Origin of the sequence: Streptomyces sp. NPDC090106 (genome assembly GCF_044747265.1) — a bacterium.
Classification (GTDB): Bacteria; Actinomycetota; Actinomycetes; order Streptomycetales; family Streptomycetaceae; genus Streptomyces.
The window spans coordinates 23,973-42,017 of record NZ_JBIVDS010000002.1 but is presented as its reverse complement, the minus strand read 5'-3'; the positions used below and the strand labels follow the sequence as shown (position 1 = coordinate 42,017).

General features: G+C 71.4%; 17 protein-coding genes. 10 read left to right on the top strand and 7 right to left on the bottom strand.

All coding sequences use genetic code 11. The features are described from left to right. The first annotated feature begins 5 nt into the window (after nucleotides 1–5). Complete coding sequence (locus ACIPSE_RS05615; RefSeq protein WP_401657767.1) at nucleotides 6–1,352, top strand: nicotinate phosphoribosyltransferase; 1,347 nt, start codon at nucleotides 6–8, stop codon at nucleotides 1,350–1,352. 75 nt (nucleotides 1,353–1,427) lie between these two features. After that, a complete protein-coding gene (locus tag ACIPSE_RS05610) occupies nucleotides 1,428–2,018 on the top strand; it encodes an isochorismatase family protein (protein WP_401657765.1) in 591 nt (196 codons plus the stop codon). A gap of 26 nt (nucleotides 2,019–2,044) precedes the next feature. Here ACIPSE_RS05610 and ACIPSE_RS05605 read toward each other — a convergent pair whose 3' ends face one another. Both ACIPSE_RS05605 and ACIPSE_RS05600 read right to left on the bottom strand, forming a co-directional pair. Then, nucleotides 2,045–2,386: a hypothetical protein gene (locus ACIPSE_RS05605; RefSeq protein WP_401657763.1), complete on the bottom strand. Its 342-nt coding sequence runs from the start codon at nucleotides 2,384–2,386 to the stop codon at nucleotides 2,045–2,047. A 134-nt stretch (nucleotides 2,387–2,520) separates the two neighbouring features. Next, nucleotides 2,521–4,857: an immune inhibitor A domain-containing protein gene (locus ACIPSE_RS05600; RefSeq protein WP_401657761.1), complete on the bottom strand. Its 2,337-nt coding sequence runs from the start codon at nucleotides 4,855–4,857 to the stop codon at nucleotides 2,521–2,523. Nucleotides 4,858–5,293: 436 nt separating this feature from the next. Between ACIPSE_RS05600 and ACIPSE_RS05595 the strand changes: the two genes are divergently transcribed. Continuing rightward, nucleotides 5,294–5,581 (top strand): hypothetical protein, encoded by a 288-nt coding sequence (locus ACIPSE_RS05595; protein WP_401657759.1) that lies wholly within the window; start codon nucleotides 5,294–5,296, stop codon nucleotides 5,579–5,581. 85 nt (nucleotides 5,582–5,666) lie between these two features. Here the strand turns inward: ACIPSE_RS05595 and ACIPSE_RS05590 are convergent, their stop codons facing one another. Then, entirely contained in the window at nucleotides 5,667–6,341 is a 675-nt protein-coding gene (locus ACIPSE_RS05590) for an RDD family protein (protein ID WP_401657757.1), read from the bottom strand. Nucleotides 6,342–6,404: 63 nt separating this feature from the next. After that, nucleotides 6,405–7,802 carry an RDD family protein gene (locus tag ACIPSE_RS05585; protein ID WP_401657755.1) on the bottom strand — a complete coding sequence of 466 codons (1,398 nt, stop codon included), beginning with the start codon at nucleotides 7,800–7,802 and terminating at the stop codon, nucleotides 6,405–6,407. A 322-nt stretch (nucleotides 7,803–8,124) separates the two neighbouring features. On the opposite strand from ACIPSE_RS05585, the gene ACIPSE_RS05580 reads away from it, so the two are divergent. Further along, the gene (locus tag ACIPSE_RS05580; RefSeq protein WP_401657753.1) at nucleotides 8,125–8,538 is read left to right on the top strand and encodes an SsgA family sporulation/cell division regulator; all 414 of its coding nucleotides are present in this window, start codon (nucleotides 8,125–8,127) and stop codon (nucleotides 8,536–8,538) included. 17 nt (nucleotides 8,539–8,555) lie between these two features. Here ACIPSE_RS05580 and ACIPSE_RS05575 read toward each other — a convergent pair whose 3' ends face one another. Next, entirely contained in the window at nucleotides 8,556–9,962 is a 1,407-nt protein-coding gene (locus tag ACIPSE_RS05575) for an FAD-binding oxidoreductase (RefSeq protein WP_401657751.1), read from the bottom strand. Nucleotides 9,963–10,054: 92 nt separating this feature from the next. Between ACIPSE_RS05575 and ACIPSE_RS05570 the strand changes: the two genes are divergently transcribed. Then, the gene (locus tag ACIPSE_RS05570; RefSeq protein ID WP_401657749.1) at nucleotides 10,055–11,506 is read left to right on the top strand and encodes a tetratricopeptide repeat protein; all 1,452 of its coding nucleotides are present in this window, start codon (nucleotides 10,055–10,057) and stop codon (nucleotides 11,504–11,506) included. Between the two features lie 106 nt (nucleotides 11,507–11,612). Here ACIPSE_RS05570 and ACIPSE_RS05565 read toward each other — a convergent pair whose 3' ends face one another. Both ACIPSE_RS05565 and hppD read right to left on the bottom strand, forming a co-directional pair. Beyond that, on the bottom strand, nucleotides 11,613–12,473 hold the full coding sequence (locus tag ACIPSE_RS05565) for a Teichoic acid biosynthesis protein C (Precursor) (protein ID WP_401657747.1): 861 nt from the start codon (nucleotides 12,471–12,473) through the stop codon (nucleotides 11,613–11,615). Between the two features lie 21 nt (nucleotides 12,474–12,494). Further along, complete coding sequence (gene hppD, locus ACIPSE_RS05560) at nucleotides 12,495–13,640, bottom strand: 4-hydroxyphenylpyruvate dioxygenase (protein WP_401657745.1); 1,146 nt, start codon at nucleotides 13,638–13,640, stop codon at nucleotides 12,495–12,497. Nucleotides 13,641–13,765: 125 nt separating this feature from the next. Here hppD and ACIPSE_RS05555 point away from each other — a divergent pair, with 125 nt between their 5' ends. The 5 genes from ACIPSE_RS05555 (at nucleotide 13,766) to ACIPSE_RS05535 (ending at nucleotide 18,037) form a co-directional block, all read left to right on the top strand. Then, nucleotides 13,766–14,236, top strand: coding sequence for an Lrp/AsnC family transcriptional regulator (locus ACIPSE_RS05555; protein WP_401657743.1), 471 nt, complete (start codon nucleotides 13,766–13,768; stop codon nucleotides 14,234–14,236). Between the two features lie 22 nt (nucleotides 14,237–14,258). Then, on the top strand, nucleotides 14,259–14,906 hold the full coding sequence (locus tag ACIPSE_RS05550; RefSeq protein WP_401657741.1) for an ABC transporter permease: 648 nt from the start codon (nucleotides 14,259–14,261) through the stop codon (nucleotides 14,904–14,906). Between the two features lie 82 nt (nucleotides 14,907–14,988). After that, the gene (locus tag ACIPSE_RS05545) at nucleotides 14,989–16,200 is read left to right on the top strand and encodes a betaine/proline/choline family ABC transporter ATP-binding protein (RefSeq protein WP_401659695.1); all 1,212 of its coding nucleotides are present in this window, start codon (nucleotides 14,989–14,991) and stop codon (nucleotides 16,198–16,200) included. Continuing rightward, nucleotides 16,197–17,069, top strand: coding sequence for an ABC transporter permease (locus tag ACIPSE_RS05540; RefSeq protein ID WP_401657739.1), 873 nt, complete (start codon nucleotides 16,197–16,199; stop codon nucleotides 17,067–17,069). Before ACIPSE_RS05545 ends, ACIPSE_RS05540 begins: the two co-directional genes overlap by 4 nt. Further along, nucleotides 17,066–18,037, top strand: a complete 972-nt coding sequence (locus tag ACIPSE_RS05535) for a glycine betaine ABC transporter substrate-binding protein (RefSeq protein ID WP_401657737.1) — start codon at nucleotides 17,066–17,068, stop codon at nucleotides 18,035–18,037. Before ACIPSE_RS05540 ends, ACIPSE_RS05535 begins: the two co-directional genes overlap by 4 nt. Nucleotides 18,038–18,045 lie beyond the last annotated feature (8 nt).

Sequence of the window (18,045 nt, the reverse complement as noted above, 5' to 3'; positions counted from 1 at the left end):
GTGCAGTGATGGTGGCGGACCTTGGACTGCCGGTGGACGTTCCCTCGACGGCGCTCTTCACGGACCAGTACGAGCTGACGATGCTGCAAGCCGCCCTGCGGGCGGGCACCGCCGAACGGCGGTCGGTCTTCGAGGTCTTCACCCGGCGCCTGCCGAACGGGCGCAGGTACGGGGTCCTCGCGGGCACCGGGCGCGTCCTGGACGCGGTCGAGAACTTCCGTTTCGACGCGGCCGTCCTGCGCTTCCTGCGGGAACAGGACATCGTCGACGAGCAGACGCTCGCCTGGCTCGCGGACTACCGCTTCTCCGGGGACATCTGGGGCTACCCGGAGGGCGAGGTGTACTTCCCGGGCTCGCCGGTCATGCGGGTCGAGGGGTCGTTCGCCGAGTGCGTGCTCCTGGAGACCGTGATCCTCTCGATCCTCAACCACGACTCGGCGATCGCCGCCGCCGCCTCCCGGATGTCCTCGGCCGCCGGGGGCCGCCCGCTGATCGAGATGGGCGCCCGCCGCACCCACGAGCTGGCCGCCGTCGCCGCCTCGCGCGCCGCGTACGTCGGCGGCTTCGCCTCCACCTCCGACCTCGCGGCCGGGTTCCGTTACCACATCCCCACCGTCGGCACCTCGGCCCACGCCTTCACCCTGCTCCACGACAGCGAGCGGGACGCCTTCCAGGCCCAGGTCGACTCACTGGGCCGGGGCACCACCCTCCTCGTGGACACCTACGACGTCACCGAGGCCGTCCGCACGGCCGTCGAGGTCGCCGGCCCCGAGCTGGGGGCGGTCCGGATCGACTCGGGCGATCTGCTCCTGGTCGCCCACCGGGTGCGCCAGCAGCTGGACGAGCTGGGCGCCCGGGACACCCGCATCATCGTCACCTCGGACCTCGACGAGTACGCCATCGCCTCGCTCGCCGCGGCCCCCGTGGACGCGTACGGCGTCGGCACCCAGCTCGTGACGGGCTCGGGGCACCCGACCTGCTCGATGGTCTACAAGCTCGTCGCCCGCGCCGAGTCCGCCGATCCGGCGGCACCGCTGGTGGCGGTCGCGAAGAAGTCGTCGGGCGGCAAGACGTCGGTCGGCGGCCGCAAGTGGGCCGCCCGGCGCCTGGACGAGGACGGGATCGCCGAGGCGGAGGTCGTCGGCACCGGCCCGGTCCCGGCCGAGTACGCGGACCGTCAGCTGCTCGTGGAACTGCTCAAGGGCGGCGAGGTGGTCTCCCGCGAGCCGCTGGGCGCCGTACGCGAGCGGCACACGGCCGCGCTGGCCGGACTGCCGCTGTCCGCGACCCAGCTCTCCCGGGGGGAACCGGTCCTTCCGACGGAGTACGTCCACGGGCGCTCGGGTAGCTAATGCGGGTGCGCCCTCCCGTAGTGCCCCCGAAGTCTCTAGGCTCGTAAGTTCACTCATAGTCGAAGGACATCCACCATGCGCCGCGCCTTGATCGTCGTCGACGTACAGAACGACTTCTGCGAGGGGGGCAGCCTCGCGGTGGCCGGAGGTGCCGATGTGGCCGCCGCGGTCACCGAGCTGATCGGACAGGCGGCCGGCTCCGGATACCAGCATGTCGTGGCCACCCGCGACCACCACATCGCCCCCGGCGGGCACTTCGCCGACAACCCCGACTACGCCCACTCCTGGCCCGCGCACTGCGTCGCGGGCACCGAGGGCGTGGGCTTCCACCCGAACTTCGCCCCGGCCGTCGCCTCCGGCGCGGTCGACGCCGTCTTCGACAAGGGGGCGTACTCCGCCGCCTACAGCGGCTTCGAGGGCGCCGACGAGAACGGCGTGCCGCTGGCCGACTGGCTGCGCGCCCGCCACGTCACCGAGGTGGACGTCGTCGGGATCGCCACCGACCACTGCGTACGGGCCACCGCGCTCGACGCGGCCCGCGAGGGCTTCCGCACCCAGGTCCTGCTGGAGCTGACCGCGGGGGTGGCCGAGGAGAGCACCGACCGCGCGCTGGAGGAGCTGCGCGAGGCCGGCGTCGAACTCACCGGCAAGCCGGTCGTCGCCTAGGAAGTACCCCGGAGGCGTCCGGTGGCTCAGACCTGGGCCGCCGGGCGTCTGAGCAGCGCCCGGATGGGGTGCCACAGCTCCTGTACGAGCTCCGGGCCGAGCCCGACAGCGTTGTCAGGCACCGTGCGCCATATGAGGCCGTCCGGATGGTGCAGCACGGCGGTGATCTCGTCCGGGGTCGGCGGGGCCGCGTTGCCGCGGAGGTAGACCGCGCGCAGGCCGAGATTGCGGAGCCTGGTCAGGGCCCGGGCCCGGTTGTGGGCGTGGACGAGGACGCGGACGCCCGCGCCGTGGGCGGTGGGGCTGGGCAGGTTCAGCGCCACCACGACGCTGCCGGTCGGCAGCTTGCAGAAACCTCCTGCGGCCATACAGGTCACACCCCCGTGCGAGTCGGTGTCGGTCGGACTGTCAATAAGAAAGGCACAGCACGCACCTAAACACGATCGGCGGCGACCCGCTAGAGGGTCACCGCCGATCACCTTCTGACCTGCGAAAACGTGGACTACTTCACCGCGGCACCGACCTGGACCGTGATCGTCGAGCCGTTGAGGGCCTCCTGGACGATCTTGATCTTGGTGTTGGTGTCAGTGATCTTGACGCCCGCGAACGGGGTCGTGGCGTCGTAGTAGGTGCTGGTCCGGTCGTTGAAGACCGAGACGCCCTTCGACGACGGGATGCGCGTGGCGACGTCCGCCTTGTGCAGCGTGATGCCGTCCGTGCGGTACAGGCTGAACGGCGAGTCGTACGCCTGGATGCGGCTGCGCATCGCCGTGCCGTCCGACCACTTCAGCGCCGTGGGGTGGGCGTCGACGGGCAGGACCAGACCGACACCGGGGTGCTGGCTGGTGTTGTTGTCGACCTGCGAGGTGTCCCACTTCCAGATCAACAGACCGTTCTGGTACGGGAAGTGCTCGACCCAGCTCGGACGGGTCGTCGAGAAGCCGAAGTTGTACGGTCCGACCTTCAACGTCTTGTCGTACGACACGTACTGACGGTTCTCGGCGATGTAGTACTGCGCGTAGTCGTCGGTGATGGTGGCGCCCACGCGGGTGAAGCCCTTGGCCGTCCACGCGGAGTCCGCGGTCTCGGCGTCGTCCGAGAACAGGGCGGTGCCGTCGGCGGTCACGGTGATCCGGTCGGCCGTGAAGCCCTTCTCGGCCACACCGCCGTCGGAGGTGTAGCGGAAGCGCAGGTCGATCTTCTGGCCGGCATAGGCGTCCAGCGGGAACGACAGGTTCTTGTACGTGTCCGAGAAGCCGGTCAGCGCCGGGGCGCCGCTGGCGTCACGCGGGATGGCCGCGCCGTCGGCGGTGCCGTCGACCGGCTTCCAGGTGGTGCCGCCGTCCGTGGACACCTCGGTGTAGAGGTAGTCGTAGTCGGCCTCGATCGCCCACCAGCCGTCGAGGGTCAGCGTCGCCGCCGACTTGCCGGTCAGGTCCACGGACCGGGTCAGCGTGTTCTTCAGGTCGTTGCCGCTGCCGCTCCACCACTGCGTGGCGCCCTGGGCCGGGGGCACGATCTCGGTCGTGACCTCCTTCTCCGGGAGTTCGACGACCAGCGCCTGCGGGTTCTTGGTGTTGTACTCCGAGAGGCCGATCTTGTGCGTCGACCGGGTCGCGGCCTGCGCCACCTCGTAGTCCAGCCAGCCCAGTTGCAGCTTGTCCCAGGCGGTCATGTCGCCCGGCAGGTCGCCGATGGTCTCCTTGCCGGTGCCCAGCCAGGAGCCGGAGGACATCAGCGTCCAGAAGCCGGTGGAGTTCTCGCCGGCGCCGGTGGTGTCGTAGTGGTCCGGCAGACCGAGGTCGTGGCCGTACTCGTGGGCGAAGACGCCGAGTCCGCCGTTCTCGGGCTGGATGGTGTAGTCGCCGATCCAGACACCGGTGTCACCGACCGGGGTGCCGCCGAGGAGGTTGCCGGACGGGCCGGTGTTGCCGGCGTCGGTGCCGAACGCGTACCAGCGGTGCGCCCAGATGGCGTCCTCGCCCTGCGCGCCGCCGCCCGCGGACTCGTCCTCACCGGCGTGCACGACCTGGAAGTGGTCGATGTAGCCGTCGGGCTCGTTGAAGTCGCCGTCGCCGTCGAAGTCGTAGCGGTCCCACTGGTCGTACTCGGCGATGTCGGCCTTGATCTCCGCGTCGGTGCGGCCAGCCGCCTCCTGGTCCGCGACCCAGGCGTCGATCCCGTCCTGGACCGCGTTCCAGGCGCAGGTGTCGCACGAGTTCGAGCCGTAACGGGCCTCGTTGTAGGGGACCTTGACCCAGTCGGAGACCTCGCCCTCGACCGAGTAGCGGCCCGAGGACTGCTTCTCGTAGTAGGTCTTCATCGACGAGGTGCCCTCGCCGAAGTAGAGGTCCTCGTAGTGCGCCTTGTTGTAGTCCGCCTGCCAGGCCGTGGAGTTGTCCTCGGCGCGGTCGGGCTCGGCTATCTCGTTGTGCGCCGGTCCCGCGGTGCCGCCGTAGCGGCTGTCGATCTCGTCGCCGAACTCGACGAGGATCGTGAAGATCTTGTCGGTGCGCTCACGGCCCAGCTCGACGTACTTGCTCTCGCCCTTGCGGCTCTTGAGCGCGACGACCTTGGAGCCGTCGCGGTCCTTCACCTTGGCGTCGCCGGATATGACCTGCTTGAGCGCCTCTTCCCGCTGCGCCTCCTGGGTCTTGGAGAGCGGGCCGTCGAAGTCGTGCTCCGTGGCCTTCGCCGGCTGGGGGTCGGTGCGGTTGGCGACGGCCGGGTCCGCCGCGGTGGCTGCCTGCGCCACCGCGAACGTCGAGAACGTGGCCGTGGCCGCGGCGAGTGCGACGGTGGTCGCCGCCGCTCTGAACGTCCAGGATCTACTGGTCACTTGAGGGTCCTCCCCCGCGTCCGGGCGCGCGGAGGCAGGAGGGGGTCCTGGTCGAGGTCGGTCCGCGCGCGCGTGATCAACGCGTGTAGTCAAGTGACGTCATTTGACTAGAGGTTCAGAAGAAAAGACAGACCTTGACCTGAACAAATCAAGTGCGCTATGCGGAGCGGACGTTCGCTTTGCGAACACGTTGCGAGAACATTGCGTCGGCCGTGACGGGGCCTCGCGCGGCGGTCAACCGGCGCTCGCGCACGTCCACTTGGTGGACGTCATGACTCCGTGCGCCCCCCATGCACCGGTACTGTTGGTTAGGTCACGCTTACTGTTCGTTCCGCAAGGGCACACAGCCATGAGAGTCGCTTGGCCGAACGTTCGAAAACGGCGGAAAGCCAGGCCGACACCCCCGTGGACCCCCACTTCCGAGGACACGATTGCCATGCCTCGTCCGACTGCCGCACAGCTCGCCTACGGTTCCTGCACCGTGCTCTTCTCGACGCTCGCCATGCTGCTGCTGTCACAGACGAGTTCGGGCGTGGGGATCGCGGTCATCGCCTTCGCGGCGCTCGCCCTCGGGCTGCTCGTCGCCATGACGGTACCGATCCCCAAGACGCGCGTGGTCGCCGTGCGGAAGCCCGCACGGACCGCACAGGCGGTACCCGCGCAGGTACCGGCCACGGTCGGCGCGGTGGCGTCCGAGCCGGTGCACGAGCGCGCCGCCTCCTGAACTCCCTCTCCCCCTGGGGCCTGTCCGCCGGACAGGCCCCTGCCCGTGCCCGGGCGGCGCCCAGGGGCCGGGCAGCGGCGACGGATCAGGCGGTGCTGACCACCACCGTCTTCGCCGGCTTGTCGTGCAGGCCCTGCTTGTAGGGCTTGTCGAAGAAGCTCCAGCCGCCCGAGATCGCCGTCCACACGCAGGCGCAGCAGAAGGCGAACGGGATCCAGAGCACCGCGGAGCGGATCAGCGCGTTCTGCACGGAGGGCGTGGCGCCGTTCTCCAGGTTCGCCACCCGCATCTTCAGCCACTTCTTGCCGAGCGTCTGACCCGTCTTGGCGATCATGAAGGTGTCGTAGCCGATGTAGAGCAGGGCGGCGACGAGCGACTGCGCGAAGGACTTGCCGTAGTTCACCTTGTCGGCGTCCACGTCGTACTCGCTGACCCCGAACCCCCAGGTCAGCAGGGCGACCACGATGCCGACCAGGATCATGTCGATGATCCGCGCGAGGGTGCGCCGGCCGCTGTCGGCGAGCGGCGGCATCCCGGCGAGCGGGTCGGCGGGACCGGTGGGGTGACCGGCACCGCCGTAGGGATCGCCACCGCCGTAGGGGCCACCGCCGTACGGACTGCCGCCGTAGGGGTCGCTCCCGGAGGGCGGGGGCCGGCTGCCATAGGGGGAGCCGGCGCCGTCGGCCGGCGGCGGCTGCTTCCTGAACGGGTCGTCCTCCGGCGGCTGCTGACCGGAGCCGGGTGGCGGTTCGCTGCTCATGGCCCGAGTCGACCGCGAACCTCCCGGCTCCGCATCCGGCGAGCCGCCGTACGGGCTACGGCGTCAGCCGGCCACGAACGTGTGGGCGGCCTTGTCGTGCCAGCACTGGCGCCACGGCTTGTCGAACAGGCCCCACACGACCCCCACGACACCGATCACGAGCAGCCCGGGGACGCTGTACACCAGCCAGCGGCGCAGGGCCGCCCCGAACGACGGCGGTTCGTGTCCCTCGATGTCCCGCACCTGGAGGCCGAGCAGCTTCTTGCCGAGGGTGCGCCCCCACCGGGCGGTCGGCAGCGCCTCGTACAGGACGCCGGCGATCAGCAGGACGGCGAGGACGATGCCGAGGTATCCGCCCGTGGTGCCGTCCAGCAGCCAGACCGTGACGGTCTCGCCGGAGAGCTTCGCCGCGTCGATCTTCGCGGAGACGTGGTCGACCGCCCTGGTGCCGAGCGGTACGGCGGCCCCGGCGGTGATGCCGAGGACGACGACGGTGTCCAGCAGCCGGGCGGCCAGCCGCTTGCCGATCCCCGCGGGCCGGGCCTCCGCCTGTCGCCGGGCCGCCGCCTGGAAGAAGTCCTCCACGGGCGGCTTCCAGGGCGTGACGGGCTGGTCCTCGGCCCCGGCCAGCCGGTGCACCTGCTGCGCCCACGAGGGCTGCCCGCCCCCGGCCCCGCTGGACAGCGGCGTCGGCTGCTGCGGTACGCCGGGCGCGGCACCCGCGGTGGCCTGCGGCGGCGCCTGGACCTGGGCCTGGGGCGGAACCTGGGGCCGGTCCTGGGCTGCCTGCGCTGCCTGGACCTGGGCTGCCTGCGCCTGGGCTGCCTGGGCCTGGGCGGCGGCACGCTCGGCCGCCGCCTTGCCCGCCGCGAAACCGGGGCCGGACGGCGCCTGGTGCGCGCCGGGCGTGCCCCCGCCCTGCGCCCCGCCCTGCTGCGGTGTGCGCGGGGGCGTCGTCCGGAAGGTCATGGTCCCCTCGTCACGACCGGGTCCGGTGGGAGCGGCGGGGGCGGCCGGGGCGCCGGAGACCGGCCTGCGGAACACGAACGTGCCGCCCGCGTCCGCGGCGCCCTCGGCGGGCGGAGCAGACGGCGGGCCGTCGCCGTCGGCCGGTCCTGACGGGACCCGGGGGTCGGCGCCCGGGGCCGCGCCCCAGGAGATCCGGCGGTCCTGCTCGCCGCCGAACCCGGTCTGCCGGGCCGTGTCGGCACCCCAGGCGGAGGACGGCTCGGGGCCGGCCCCGGGCGGGTCCTCGTCGAAGAAGTGCGGGCCGGTCTCCTCCACCTGCGCGGCGGGGGCGGCCGGGGGCGCGGGCGAGGCCCCGTCCGACGGAGCGGGACGGCTGGTGCCCGGTACCCACGAGACGCCGTTCCAGTACCGGACGTAGCCGGGGATGGACGGGTCCGGGTAGTACCCCTCGCGGGGCCTGTCGTCACCGGGGGCCGGGGTTGGGGCGCTCATGTCCGTCGTCCCGTATCTGCTCGGAGGTGAATGGAGGGGGCTCCACATCTATCAGACCGGCACGGTGCCCCACCGCCACTCCCACCGGACCCACACGTTCGGGACGTACCAAAAACCGGCCGGCGGGAACCGCCGTGGGAACAGCCGGTATCAGGGCGGGTGTCAGGGCGGGTGTCAGGGCCGGTTTCGCGGCCGGTGTGACGGCCTCGGAAAAGTTCCGCGAAAAAGTTCCGCGAACCCGCGTAATGCTTCGGGGGGCTGCCCCCTCTCCACTCCTGCGGGCCCACGACAGGGCCCCGGTACCGGAGAGGAACCCTCGACCATGCACTACACCGTGGTGGAACGCGAGCTGGAGCTGAACCTCATCCTGTCGCCGGAGCGGAGCATCCCCGTCCCGGCCCGGCTGAGCTACCACACCGACGACCCGTACGCCGTGCACGTCATCTTCCACATCAACTCCGAGAACCCGGTGAACTGGACGTTCTCCCGCGATCTGCTGGTGGAGGGGGTGTTCCGGCCGTGCGGGCACGGGGACGTGCGGGTGTGGCCGACGAAGTCGCAGGGGCGCAGCGTCGTCCTGATGGCGCTCAGTTCACCCGACGGTGACGCCCTGCTGGAGGCACCGACCGCGCAGGTGTCCGCCTGGCTGGAGCGGACGCTGCGGGCGGTGCCCCCGGGGACCGAGGGCGAGCAGCTCGGGATCGACGACGCGCTCGACCAGCTGCTCGCCCGTTGACGGCGGTGCGGGCCGGGTCAGAAGAGCTTGCCCGGGTTGAGCAGGCCCAGCGGGTCGAAGACCTGCTTGATCTGCCGCTGCATCTCGACGCCGACGGGGCCGATCTCGCGCGCCAGCCACTCCTTCTTCAGGACGCCCACCCCGTGCTCGCCGGTGATGGTGCCGCCGAGCTCCAGGCCGAGGGCCATGATCTCGTCGAAGGACTCGCGGGCGCGCCGGGACTCGTCGGCGTCCTGGGCGTCGAAGCAGACGGTGGGGTGGGTGTTGCCGTCGCCCGCGTGGGCGCAGACCCCGATGGTCAGGTCGTACTTGGCGGCGATCCGCTCGACGCCGTCGAGCATCTCGCCGAGCCGGGACCGGGGCACGCACACGTCGTCGATCATCGTCGTGCCCTTGACCGCCTCCAGCGCGGTCAGCGAGAGCCGCCGGGCCTGGAGGAGGAGTTCGGACTCGGCGGCGTCGTCGGCGGGGACGACCTGGGTGGCGCCGGCCTCCTCGCACAGGGCGCCGACGGCGCGGAGGTCCTCGGCGGGGTCCGCGGTGTCGAAGGCCGCGAGGAGGAGGGCCTCGGTGGTCTCCGGCAGACCCATGTGGGCGAGGTCGTTGACGGCCTTCACCGTGGTGCGGTCCATCAGTTCGAGGAGGGACGGGACGTGGCCGCCCGCCATGATCCGGCACACCGCGTCGCACGCGGCGGCGGCCGAGGCGAACTCGGCGGCCAGCACGAGCTGCTGCGGCGGCTGCGGCCGGAGCGCGAGGGTCGCCCCGACGACGATGCCGAGCGAGCCCTCCGAGCCGACGAACAGCCGGGTCAGGTCGTATCCGGCGACGCCCTTCGCGGTGCGCCGGCCGGTGGACATCAGGCGCCCGTCGGCGAGCACGACGTCGAGCCCGAGGACGTACTCGGCGGTGACCCCGTACTTCACGCAGCACAGGCCGCCGGACGCGGTGCCGATGTTGCCGCCGATCGTGCACATCTCCCAGCTGGAGGGGTCCGGCGGGTAGTAGAGGCCGTGTTCGTTGACCGCGCGGGACAGCGTCGCGTTGATGACACCGGGTTCGACGACGGCGACGCGGTCGACCGGGTTGATCTCCAGGATGCGGTCCATCTTCGTCAGGGAGAGCGCGATGCAGCCGTCCGAGGTGTTGGCCCCGCCGGACAGGCCGGTGCGGGCGCCCTGCGGGACGACCGGGACGCGCAGTTCGGTGGCGACCCGCATGACGTGCCGGACCTGCTCGACGGTGCGGGGCAGGACGACGGCGGCGGGGGCCTCGGCGGGACAGAAGCTGGCCATGTCGTTGGCGTAGGAGACCGTGACGTCCGGGTCGGTCAGGACGGCGTCGGCGGGCAGACCGGCGCGGAGGCGGTCGATCAGGTTGCCGGTGGCCTCGTCGCTGGGCGCTTGGATACGGCTCATGATCACAGCGTCGCACCGACGGCCATCGGTGTGAACCCCGCCCGCGCGGGCGGTCGTATGCCGAGATGTGGTCGTCGTACTGACGCACAGTGAGCGCCATGGACAAGGCCATGGAGACGCCGCGGGAACCGCGGGAGGCCGGGCGGTCGCGAGAGCCGCGGGAGACCGGGCGGACCGGGCGGCGGCTGCTCGTCGGCGCGCTCGCCGGATGCCTGCTGCTGGGCGGGACGCTGATGCTGCCGTGGGAGCGGCCCGAGACGCGGGCCCCCGCGCCGCCGGCCCCTGGGGCGCAGGCGCTGACGGCGGTCACCGCGGGGGCGCCGGCCGCGCTGGCGGACCTGGCCGCGCTGATCGGCGAGCGGGAGGCGCACCTGCGGCGCCACCCCGAGGACGCCGGGTCGTGGGCGGTGCTCGGGGCGGCCTATGTCGAGCAGGGGCGGCGGACGGCCGAGACCACGTACTACCCGAAGGCCGACGAAGCACTGCGGACCTCGGTCGGGCTGGAGCGCACCGCCGCCGCCCTCGGCGGTCTGGCCGCCCTCGCCAACGCACGGCGGGACTTCCGGGCCGCGCGCACGTGGGGCGAGGCCGCGCTGAAGCTGGACGGCAAACGGTGGACGACGTATCCGCTGCTGATCGACGCCTACACCGGGCTCGGTGACTGGAAGGCCGCCGGGCGGACCCTGGAGCGGCTCCAGGAGCTGCGCTCGGGACCGGCCGTGATGGCCGGGGCGGGTGCGGTGTACCGGGACCGGGGCTGGCGCGAGGACGCGATGGCGCAGCTCTCCGACGCGGCGGCGGGCGCCGAGGCCCCGGCGGAGCGGGCCGCGTATCTGGAGCGGGTCGGGCAGCTCGCCTGGGAGCGCGGCGAACGGGAGGTCGCGCTGCGGAACTTCCAGGAGGCCGTGCGGATCGACCCCGACCAGCGGGCCGCGCAGGCCGGGCAGGGCCGGGCGCTGGCGGCGCTGGGCCGCACCACCGAGGCGCTGAACGCCTACCGGGTCGCCCTGGCCAAGCAGCCCGACCCCCGGTACGCCCTGGAACTGGGCGAGCTGTACGAGTCGCTGGGGCTGCGGCAGCCGGCCCGGATCCAGTACGACCTGCTGCGCGAGCGGGTCCGGCTGGCCGCCGCGAGCGGGGTCGACGAGGCGCTGGTCCTCGGCCGGTTCGAGGCGGACCACGGTGATCCGCGGGCGGCCGTGGCGCGGCTGCGGGACGAGTGGCGGCGCCAGCCCGGCATCGCGGTGGCCGACGCCCTCGGCTGGGCGCTGCACCGGGCCGGACGGCACGAGGAGGCGCTGCGCTACGCGGCCCGGGCCACGGACAAGGCGCACGGCGGCGGGGTGCGCAGCGCCCTGTACGCCTACCACCGGGGCATGATCGAGAAGGAGTTGGAGAAGGACGGGCCCGCGCGGCGCCATCTCCAGGAGGCCCTGCTGATCAACCCGTACTTCTCGCCGCTCCATGTCCCGGACGCGCGGGCCGCGTTGGCCGAGCTGGGTGCCGAACCTCCCCGCGAGGAGCTGCCGGTGGCGGACGCCAAGCGCTGACCGGGGCGCTGCGGCCATGGCCGATGCCGTAGCGGCAACTGCTCTGCTGCGGCTACGGCTACGGCTACGGCTACGGCTACGGCTACGGCTACGGCTGCGGCTACGGCTACGACTGCCGCTGCGGCTTGGCGAAGAGGGAGAAGCGGCGGGCCCCGGCCTCCCCCGAGGCGAACCCCAGGTAGACGCCCTGGCCGGCCCGGTGGCGGACGGCGACGCCCTCCGGCTCGCGGAAGGCGAGACGGCGGCCCGCCTCGGTGCGGGTGCGCTGGAGCAGTTCGCCGGTGGTGACGTCGACGCAGGAGACATGGGCGTTGCCGCCCTTGGCCGCCGGGTTGGCCGTGGAGTCGTAGGCGGTACCGGCGAGTTGGTAGATGTGGTCGCCGTGGAGCGCGTACCCCTGGAAGGGGATCTTGGGGTCGGGGTGGGCGGCGGGCTGGGCGATGTCGGCGAGGGGGTCGCCGTAGGAGCGGGCGACGAAGGCGTCGAGGTCCCAGACGCGGTAGCGGGGCACGCCCTTGAGGCGGTAGCGGACGGCTATGCGGCTCGACGCCATGCAGACCGAGGGCTGGTTGTTGAGGGAGCCCGGTATCGGCTTGCGCAGGGCGACGTCCGCGCCGGTGCGGGTCGCGCCGTCGGCGAACCGGAAGCGGGTGACGCCCTGGCCGTAGCCGCCGTGCGCGTCGGCCTCGGTCCAGATCCACACCGTGCCGTCGGCGGCGTTCTGCACGCCCATGCTGACGCCGTGCCCGAAGCCCCGGAGGTGCATGTGCCCGAGCAACTCGCCTGTCAGGGTCAGCTGGTTGAGGCAGAGGTGGCCCTCCTCGCCGCCGCCCCGGCGGACCTGGAGGGCATAGAGCCGCTCGTGTGTCTCGTCGAAGGCGAAGGACTGGAGGACCGTGACCTCGTGCAGCCGTTTCTGCGCCACGCGGCGGACGGCCGCCACGGCGAGGTCGACGCGTGGGGTCACGGTCCTCCCGGGTCCGGCGCGTTACAGGTTGCCGCGCTTGGCCTGCTCCCGCTCGATCGCCTCGAACAGGGCCTTGAAGTTGCCCTTGCCGAAGCCCATCGAGCCGTGGCGTTCGATCAGTTCGAAGAATACGGTAGGCCGGTCCTGCACCGGCTTGGTGAAGATCTGGAGCAGGTATCCGTCCTCGTCGCGGTCGGCGAGGATCTTCAGTTCGCGCAGGGTGCCGACGGGGACGCGGGTGTCGCCGACCCACTCGCCGAGGGTGTCGTAGTAGGAGTCCGGGGTGTCGAGGAACTGGACTCCGGCCGCCCGCATGGTCCGTACGGTCTCGACGATGTCGTTGGTGTTCAGCGCGATGTGCTGGACGCCGGCGCCGCCGTAGAACTCCAGGTACTCGTCGATCTGGGACTTCTTCTTCGCGACGGCCGGCTCGTTGATCGGGAACTTGACCTTGAGGGTGCCGTCGGCGACGACCTTCGACATCAGCGCGCTGTACTCGGTGGCGATGTCGTCGCCCACGAACTCCTTCATGTTCGTGAAGCCCATGACCTTGTTGTAGAAGCCGACCCATTCGTTCATCCGGCCGAGCTCCACGTTGCCGACGCAGTGGTCGACGGCCTGGAAGGTGCGGTGGGCGGGCGGCGCGACGATCGGCTCGGCCGCGGCGTAACCGGGCAGGTAGGGCCCGTCGTAGCCGGTGCGCTCGACGAGGGTGTGCCGGGTCTCGCCGTAGGTGGCGATGGCGGCGAGGACGACGGTGCCGTGCTCGTCCTTCAGCTCGTACGGCTCGGTGAGCGGGCGGGCGCCGTGCTCGACGGCGTAGGCGTAGGCGGCGCGGGCGTCCGGGACCTCGATGGCGAGGTCGACGACGCCGTCGCCGTGCTCGGCGACGTGCCGGGCGAGGAACTCGCCCCAGGCGGTGGCGGGCCGGATGACCGAGGTGAACACGAAGCGGGCGGAGCCGTTGGTGAGGACGTAGCTCGCGGTCTCCCGGCTGCCGTTCTCCGGTCCGGAGTAGGCGGCCAGCTTCATGCCGAAGGCCGTGGAGTAGTAGTGCGCCGCCTGCTTGGCGTTGCCCACGGCGAAGACGACCGCGTCCATTCCCTTGACCGGGAAGGGGTCGGCCTGCCGGGCGGTGTCGGGAGTGTGGTGTGTGGTCTGCGTCATAGCCGCAGCCTGATCCCGTGGCGGCAAGGTGCGCAATAGTTTGCGATCCGGCTGGGCAATGTGTGCAGTGATACGACCGTACAGGCGGCGTTTCTGTACAGGATGACCATCGTGGGAGGTGCCGGATGGCGATCGACGGGCTGGACGGGCGGATCATCGTGCTGCTGGCGCGGGAGCCGCGGATCGGGGTGCTGGAGATGTCCCGGCGGCTGGGTGTGGCGCGGGGGACGGCGCAGGCGCGGCTGGACCGCCTTCAGTCGAATGGCGTCATCCGCGGATTCGGTCCCCAGGTCGATCCGGCGGCCCTCGGCTACCCCGTGACGGCGTTCGCCACGCTCCAGATCCGGCAGGGGCAAGGCCCGGACGTCCGGGCGCACTTGGCGACCGTGCCGGAGGTCCTGGAGCTGCACACCACGACCGGTTCCGGGGACATGCTGTGCCGCCTCGTGGCCCGCTCCAACGCCGATCTCCAGCGGGTGATCGACCTGGTTGTCGGTTTCGATGGGATCGTCCGGGCCGCCACCGCGATCGTGATGGAGAACCCGGTCCCGCTGCGGATCATCCCGTTGGTGGAGCAAGCCAGTACGAGCGACTGACCGATCTGTGGGGGTGACCCGCGTGAACTTCTGGGAGTACCTGGGAAGCCGCCACCAGCAGTTGCTCACCGACGCCTATCAACACGCGAGCGCCGTGTTCCAGTGCATGGTCGTGGCGACCGCGCTGGGCGTCCTGATCGCCGTGGCCACCTACCGCAGCGAATGGGCGGGCAACCTCGCCACGACCGCCACCTCGACGCTGCTGACCATCCCCTCGCTCGCCATGATCGGTCTGCTCATCCCGATCGTGGGCCTCGGCGTGCCGCCCACGGTGATCGCGCTGACCCTGTACGGGCTGCTGCCGATCGTCCGCAACGCGATCGTCGGCCTGCGCGGGGTGGACCCCTCCCTGGTGGACGCGGCGACCGGCATCGGGATGTCCCGGCCGATGCGGCTGATGCGGGTCGAGCTGCCGCTGGCCTGGCCGCCGATCCTGACCGGCATCCGGGTCTCCACCCAGATGCTGATGGGCATCGCGGCCATCGCCGCCTACGCCTCCGGACCCGGGCTCGGCAACGAGATCTTCCGCGGGATCGCCTCGCTGGGCAGCAAGAACGCGCTCAACCAGGTCCTCGCGGGCACCCTCGGGATCATCGTCCTCGCCCTGCTCTTCGACGCCGCGTACGTCCTGCTCGGACGGCTGACCATTCCCAGGGGGATCCGTGTCTGAGACCAGCCAGGCCGACACCACGTCCACGACCGCGGCCGCCTCCGGGAAGACGTCGGGGAGCGCCAGTACGTCCGGGGCCGCCATCGAGCTGGAGAACCTCACCAAGCGCTACCCGGGCAACCCCAACCCGTCCGTCGACAACGTCAGCATGGAGATCAAGGCGGGCGAGATCGTCATCTTCGTCGGCCCTTCCGGGTGCGGCAAGTCCACGACGCTCAAGATGATCAACCGGCTGATCGAGCCGACCGGCGGGCGCATCCGGATCGGCGGCGAGGACGTCACCGACATGGACCCGGTGAAGCTGCGCCGCAAGGTCGGCTACGCCATCCAGTCCGCCGGGCTCTTCCCGCACATGACCGTCGCCCAGAACATCGCGCTGGTGCCGAAGATGGTCGGCTGGGGCAAGGCCCGGATCAAGAACCGGGTGGAGGAGCTGCTGGACCTGGTCGGGCTCGACCCCGGCGAGTTCCACGGCCGCTACCCGCGCCAGCTCTCCGGCGGCCAGCAGCAGCGGGTGGGCGTCGCCCGGGCGCTGGCGGCCGACCCGCCGGTGCTGCTGATGGACGAGCCGTTCGGCGCGGTCGACCCGATCACCCGCGACCACCTCCAGGACGAGCTGATCAGGCTCCAGCACGAGCTGCACAAGACCATCGTGTTCGTCACCCACGACTTCGACGAGGCGATCAAGCTGGGCGACCGGATCGCCGTCCTGCGCGAGCGCTCGCACATCGCCCAGTTCGACACCCCGGAGGCGATCCTCACCAACCCGGCGGACGACTTCGTCTCCGGTTTCGTGGGCGCGGGCGCGGCGCTGAAGCGGCTGAACCTGACCCGGGTACGGGACGTGGAGATCACCGACTACCCGACGGTGACCGTGGACGACCCGCTCCAGAGCATCTTCAACCTGCTCCGCAGCAGCGGCACCAACGAGATCCTGCTGCTGGACAAGCGGGGCCGCCCCTACAAATGGCTGCGCCGCGGCGACCTGATGCGCGCGAAGGGCTCCCTGGCGCGCGCGGGCACCCTCGTCCACGACACGGTGACCCGGGACGCGACCCTGCGCGACGCGCTGGAGGCGGTGCTGACCGACAACGCGGGCCGGGTCGCGGTGACCGGGCGGCGCGGGGAGTACACGGGCGTCGTCGACATGGAGACGCTGATGAACTCGGTGCACGAACTGCTGGAGGCCGACCGGCTGGAGGCCATGGAGCACCAGCACACGCTGGAGGCGACGCGGGCCGCGCAGACCCACGCCGAGCAGGAGGGCGGCGACGGAGGGGAGGCGAAGGCGTGAACACCCCGGCCGACGAGAAACGGCCCTCGGGCGGGAGACGGCCCGCGGGCGAGCACGACGTCAAGGGGCTCGCCTTCCGTGACGAGGGCGAGGCCGAGCAGGAGGCCCCGCCGACGCCGGTCGCCCGGCAGCGGCGGATCACCTGGCAGAAGCTGACGATCCTGCCCACGGTGCTGGTCGCGGTGCTGCTGGCGACCTGGCTGTGGTTCGCGCAGGCCGACCTGGACCCGATCTCCGAGAACGCGCTGTCCGACGGGCAGGTCTCCAAGGCGCTGTGGCAGCACGTGCAGCTGACGGTGATCTCGACGTTCTTCGTGCTGATCATCGCGATCCCGCTGGGCATCGTGCTGACCCGCAAGACGTTCCGCCGCGCGACCCCGGTGGCGATGGCCTTCGCCAACATGGGCCAGGCGACCCCGGCGATCGGCCTGCTCGCCCTGCTGGTGATCTGGCTGGGCACGGGCACCAGGGCGGCGCTGATCGGCATCATCATCTACGCGGTGCTGCCGGTCCTGTCCAACACGATCGCGGGTCTGAAGGCGAACGACCCGACGCTCCTGGAGGCCGCCCGCGGCATCGGCATGTCCCCGCTGGGCGTGCTGTCCCGGGTGGAACTGCCGCTGGCGGTGCCCCTGATCCTCGCGGGCGTCCGCACGGCGCTGGTCCTGAACGTCGGTACGGCGACGCTGGCGACGTTCGGCGGCGGGGGCGGGCTCGGGGTGCTGATCACCACCGGTATCACCAACCAGCGCATGCCGGTGCTGATGCTGGGCTCGATCCTCACCGTCGCCCTCGCCCTGCTGGTGGACTGGCTGGCCTCGCTGGCCGAACTGGTGCTGCGCCCCCGGGGCCTGGAGGTGGGCGCATGAGACACCTGCGACGCGTGTGTGTACCGGCGGCGGCGCTGCTGCTCCTGGCCGCCGGCTGCGGACTGACCAGCGGCTCCCCCATGGTCGACGACGTCGAGCCCGGCTCGATCGGCCGGGGCCGCCCGCTGGAGGGCGCGAGCCTGACGGTGACGTCGAAGGAGTTCACCGAGCAGCTCATCCTCGGCGCGATCATGGGCATCGCCTTCGAGGCGGCCGGCGCGGACGTGCTGGACCGCACCGGCATCCAGGGCTCGATCGGGGCGCGGGAGGCGGTCAAGTCCGGGGACGCGGACGGGATGTACGAGTACACCGGCACCGCCTGGATCACCTACCAGGGCAACAGCGACCCGATCACCGACCCGCAGAAGCAGTGGGAGGCGGTGCGCAAGGCCGACCTGGAGAACGGGCTGACCTGGCTGCCCAAGGCCGCGCTGAACAACACCTACGCCCTCGCCATGAACCGGTCGAACTTCGAGAAGTACGGCACGAAGACCCTGTCGGACGTGGCCGCGCTCGCCAAGAAGGACCCGGGCGCGGTGACCCTGTGCGTGGAGAGCGAGTTCGCCAACCGCGCGGACGGCCTGCCGGGCATGGAGAAGGCGTACGGGATGGACGTCCCCGCCAAGAACATCACCCAGATGGACACCGGGATCATCTACACCCAGGCCGCGAAGGGCAGCTGCACCTACGGCGAGGTCTTCACCACCGACGGCCGCATCAAGTCCATGGACCTGGTGGTGATGGAGGACGACAAGAAGTTCTTCCCGAACTACAACGTGGCGCCCGAGATCAACACCAAGACGCTCAAGGAGTGGCCGGCGATCGCGGAGGTCCTCGACCCCATCACGAAGAAGCTGGACAACACGGTGGCCCAGGAACTCAACGCCAAGGTCGACGTCGACGGCGAGGATCCGCACCAGGTGGCCCTGGACTGGCTGGTGAAGGAAGGCTTCGTGAAGGAGGGCTGACGGCAGCC

Bases quoted from the DNA above. Each gene is read 5' to 3' on its own strand.
- ACIPSE_RS05610 (WP_401657765.1), top strand. From the start codon at position 1,428: ATGCGCCGCGCCTTGATCGTCGTCGACGTACAGAACGACTTCTGCGAG.
- ACIPSE_RS05605 (WP_401657763.1), bottom strand. From the start codon at position 2,386: ATGGCCGCAGGAGGTTTCTGCAAGCTGCCGACCGGCAGCGTCGTGGTG.
- ACIPSE_RS05595 (WP_401657759.1), top strand. From the start codon at position 5,294: ATGCCTCGTCCGACTGCCGCACAGCTCGCCTACGGTTCCTGCACCGTG.
- ACIPSE_RS05590 (WP_401657757.1), bottom strand. From the start codon at position 6,341: ATGAGCAGCGAACCGCCACCCGGCTCCGGTCAGCAGCCGCCGGAGGAC.
- ACIPSE_RS05585 (WP_401657755.1), bottom strand. From the start codon at position 7,802: ATGAGCGCCCCAACCCCGGCCCCCGGTGACGACAGGCCCCGCGAGGGG.
- ACIPSE_RS05580 (WP_401657753.1), top strand. From the start codon at position 8,125: ATGCACTACACCGTGGTGGAACGCGAGCTGGAGCTGAACCTCATCCTG.
- ACIPSE_RS05570 (WP_401657749.1), top strand. From the start codon at position 10,055: ATGGACAAGGCCATGGAGACGCCGCGGGAACCGCGGGAGGCCGGGCGG.
- hppD (WP_401657745.1), bottom strand. From the start codon at position 13,640: ATGACGCAGACCACACACCACACTCCCGACACCGCCCGGCAGGCCGAC.
- ACIPSE_RS05555 (WP_401657743.1), top strand. From the start codon at position 13,766: ATGGCGATCGACGGGCTGGACGGGCGGATCATCGTGCTGCTGGCGCGG.
- ACIPSE_RS05535 (WP_401657737.1), top strand. From the start codon at position 17,066: ATGAGACACCTGCGACGCGTGTGTGTACCGGCGGCGGCGCTGCTGCTC.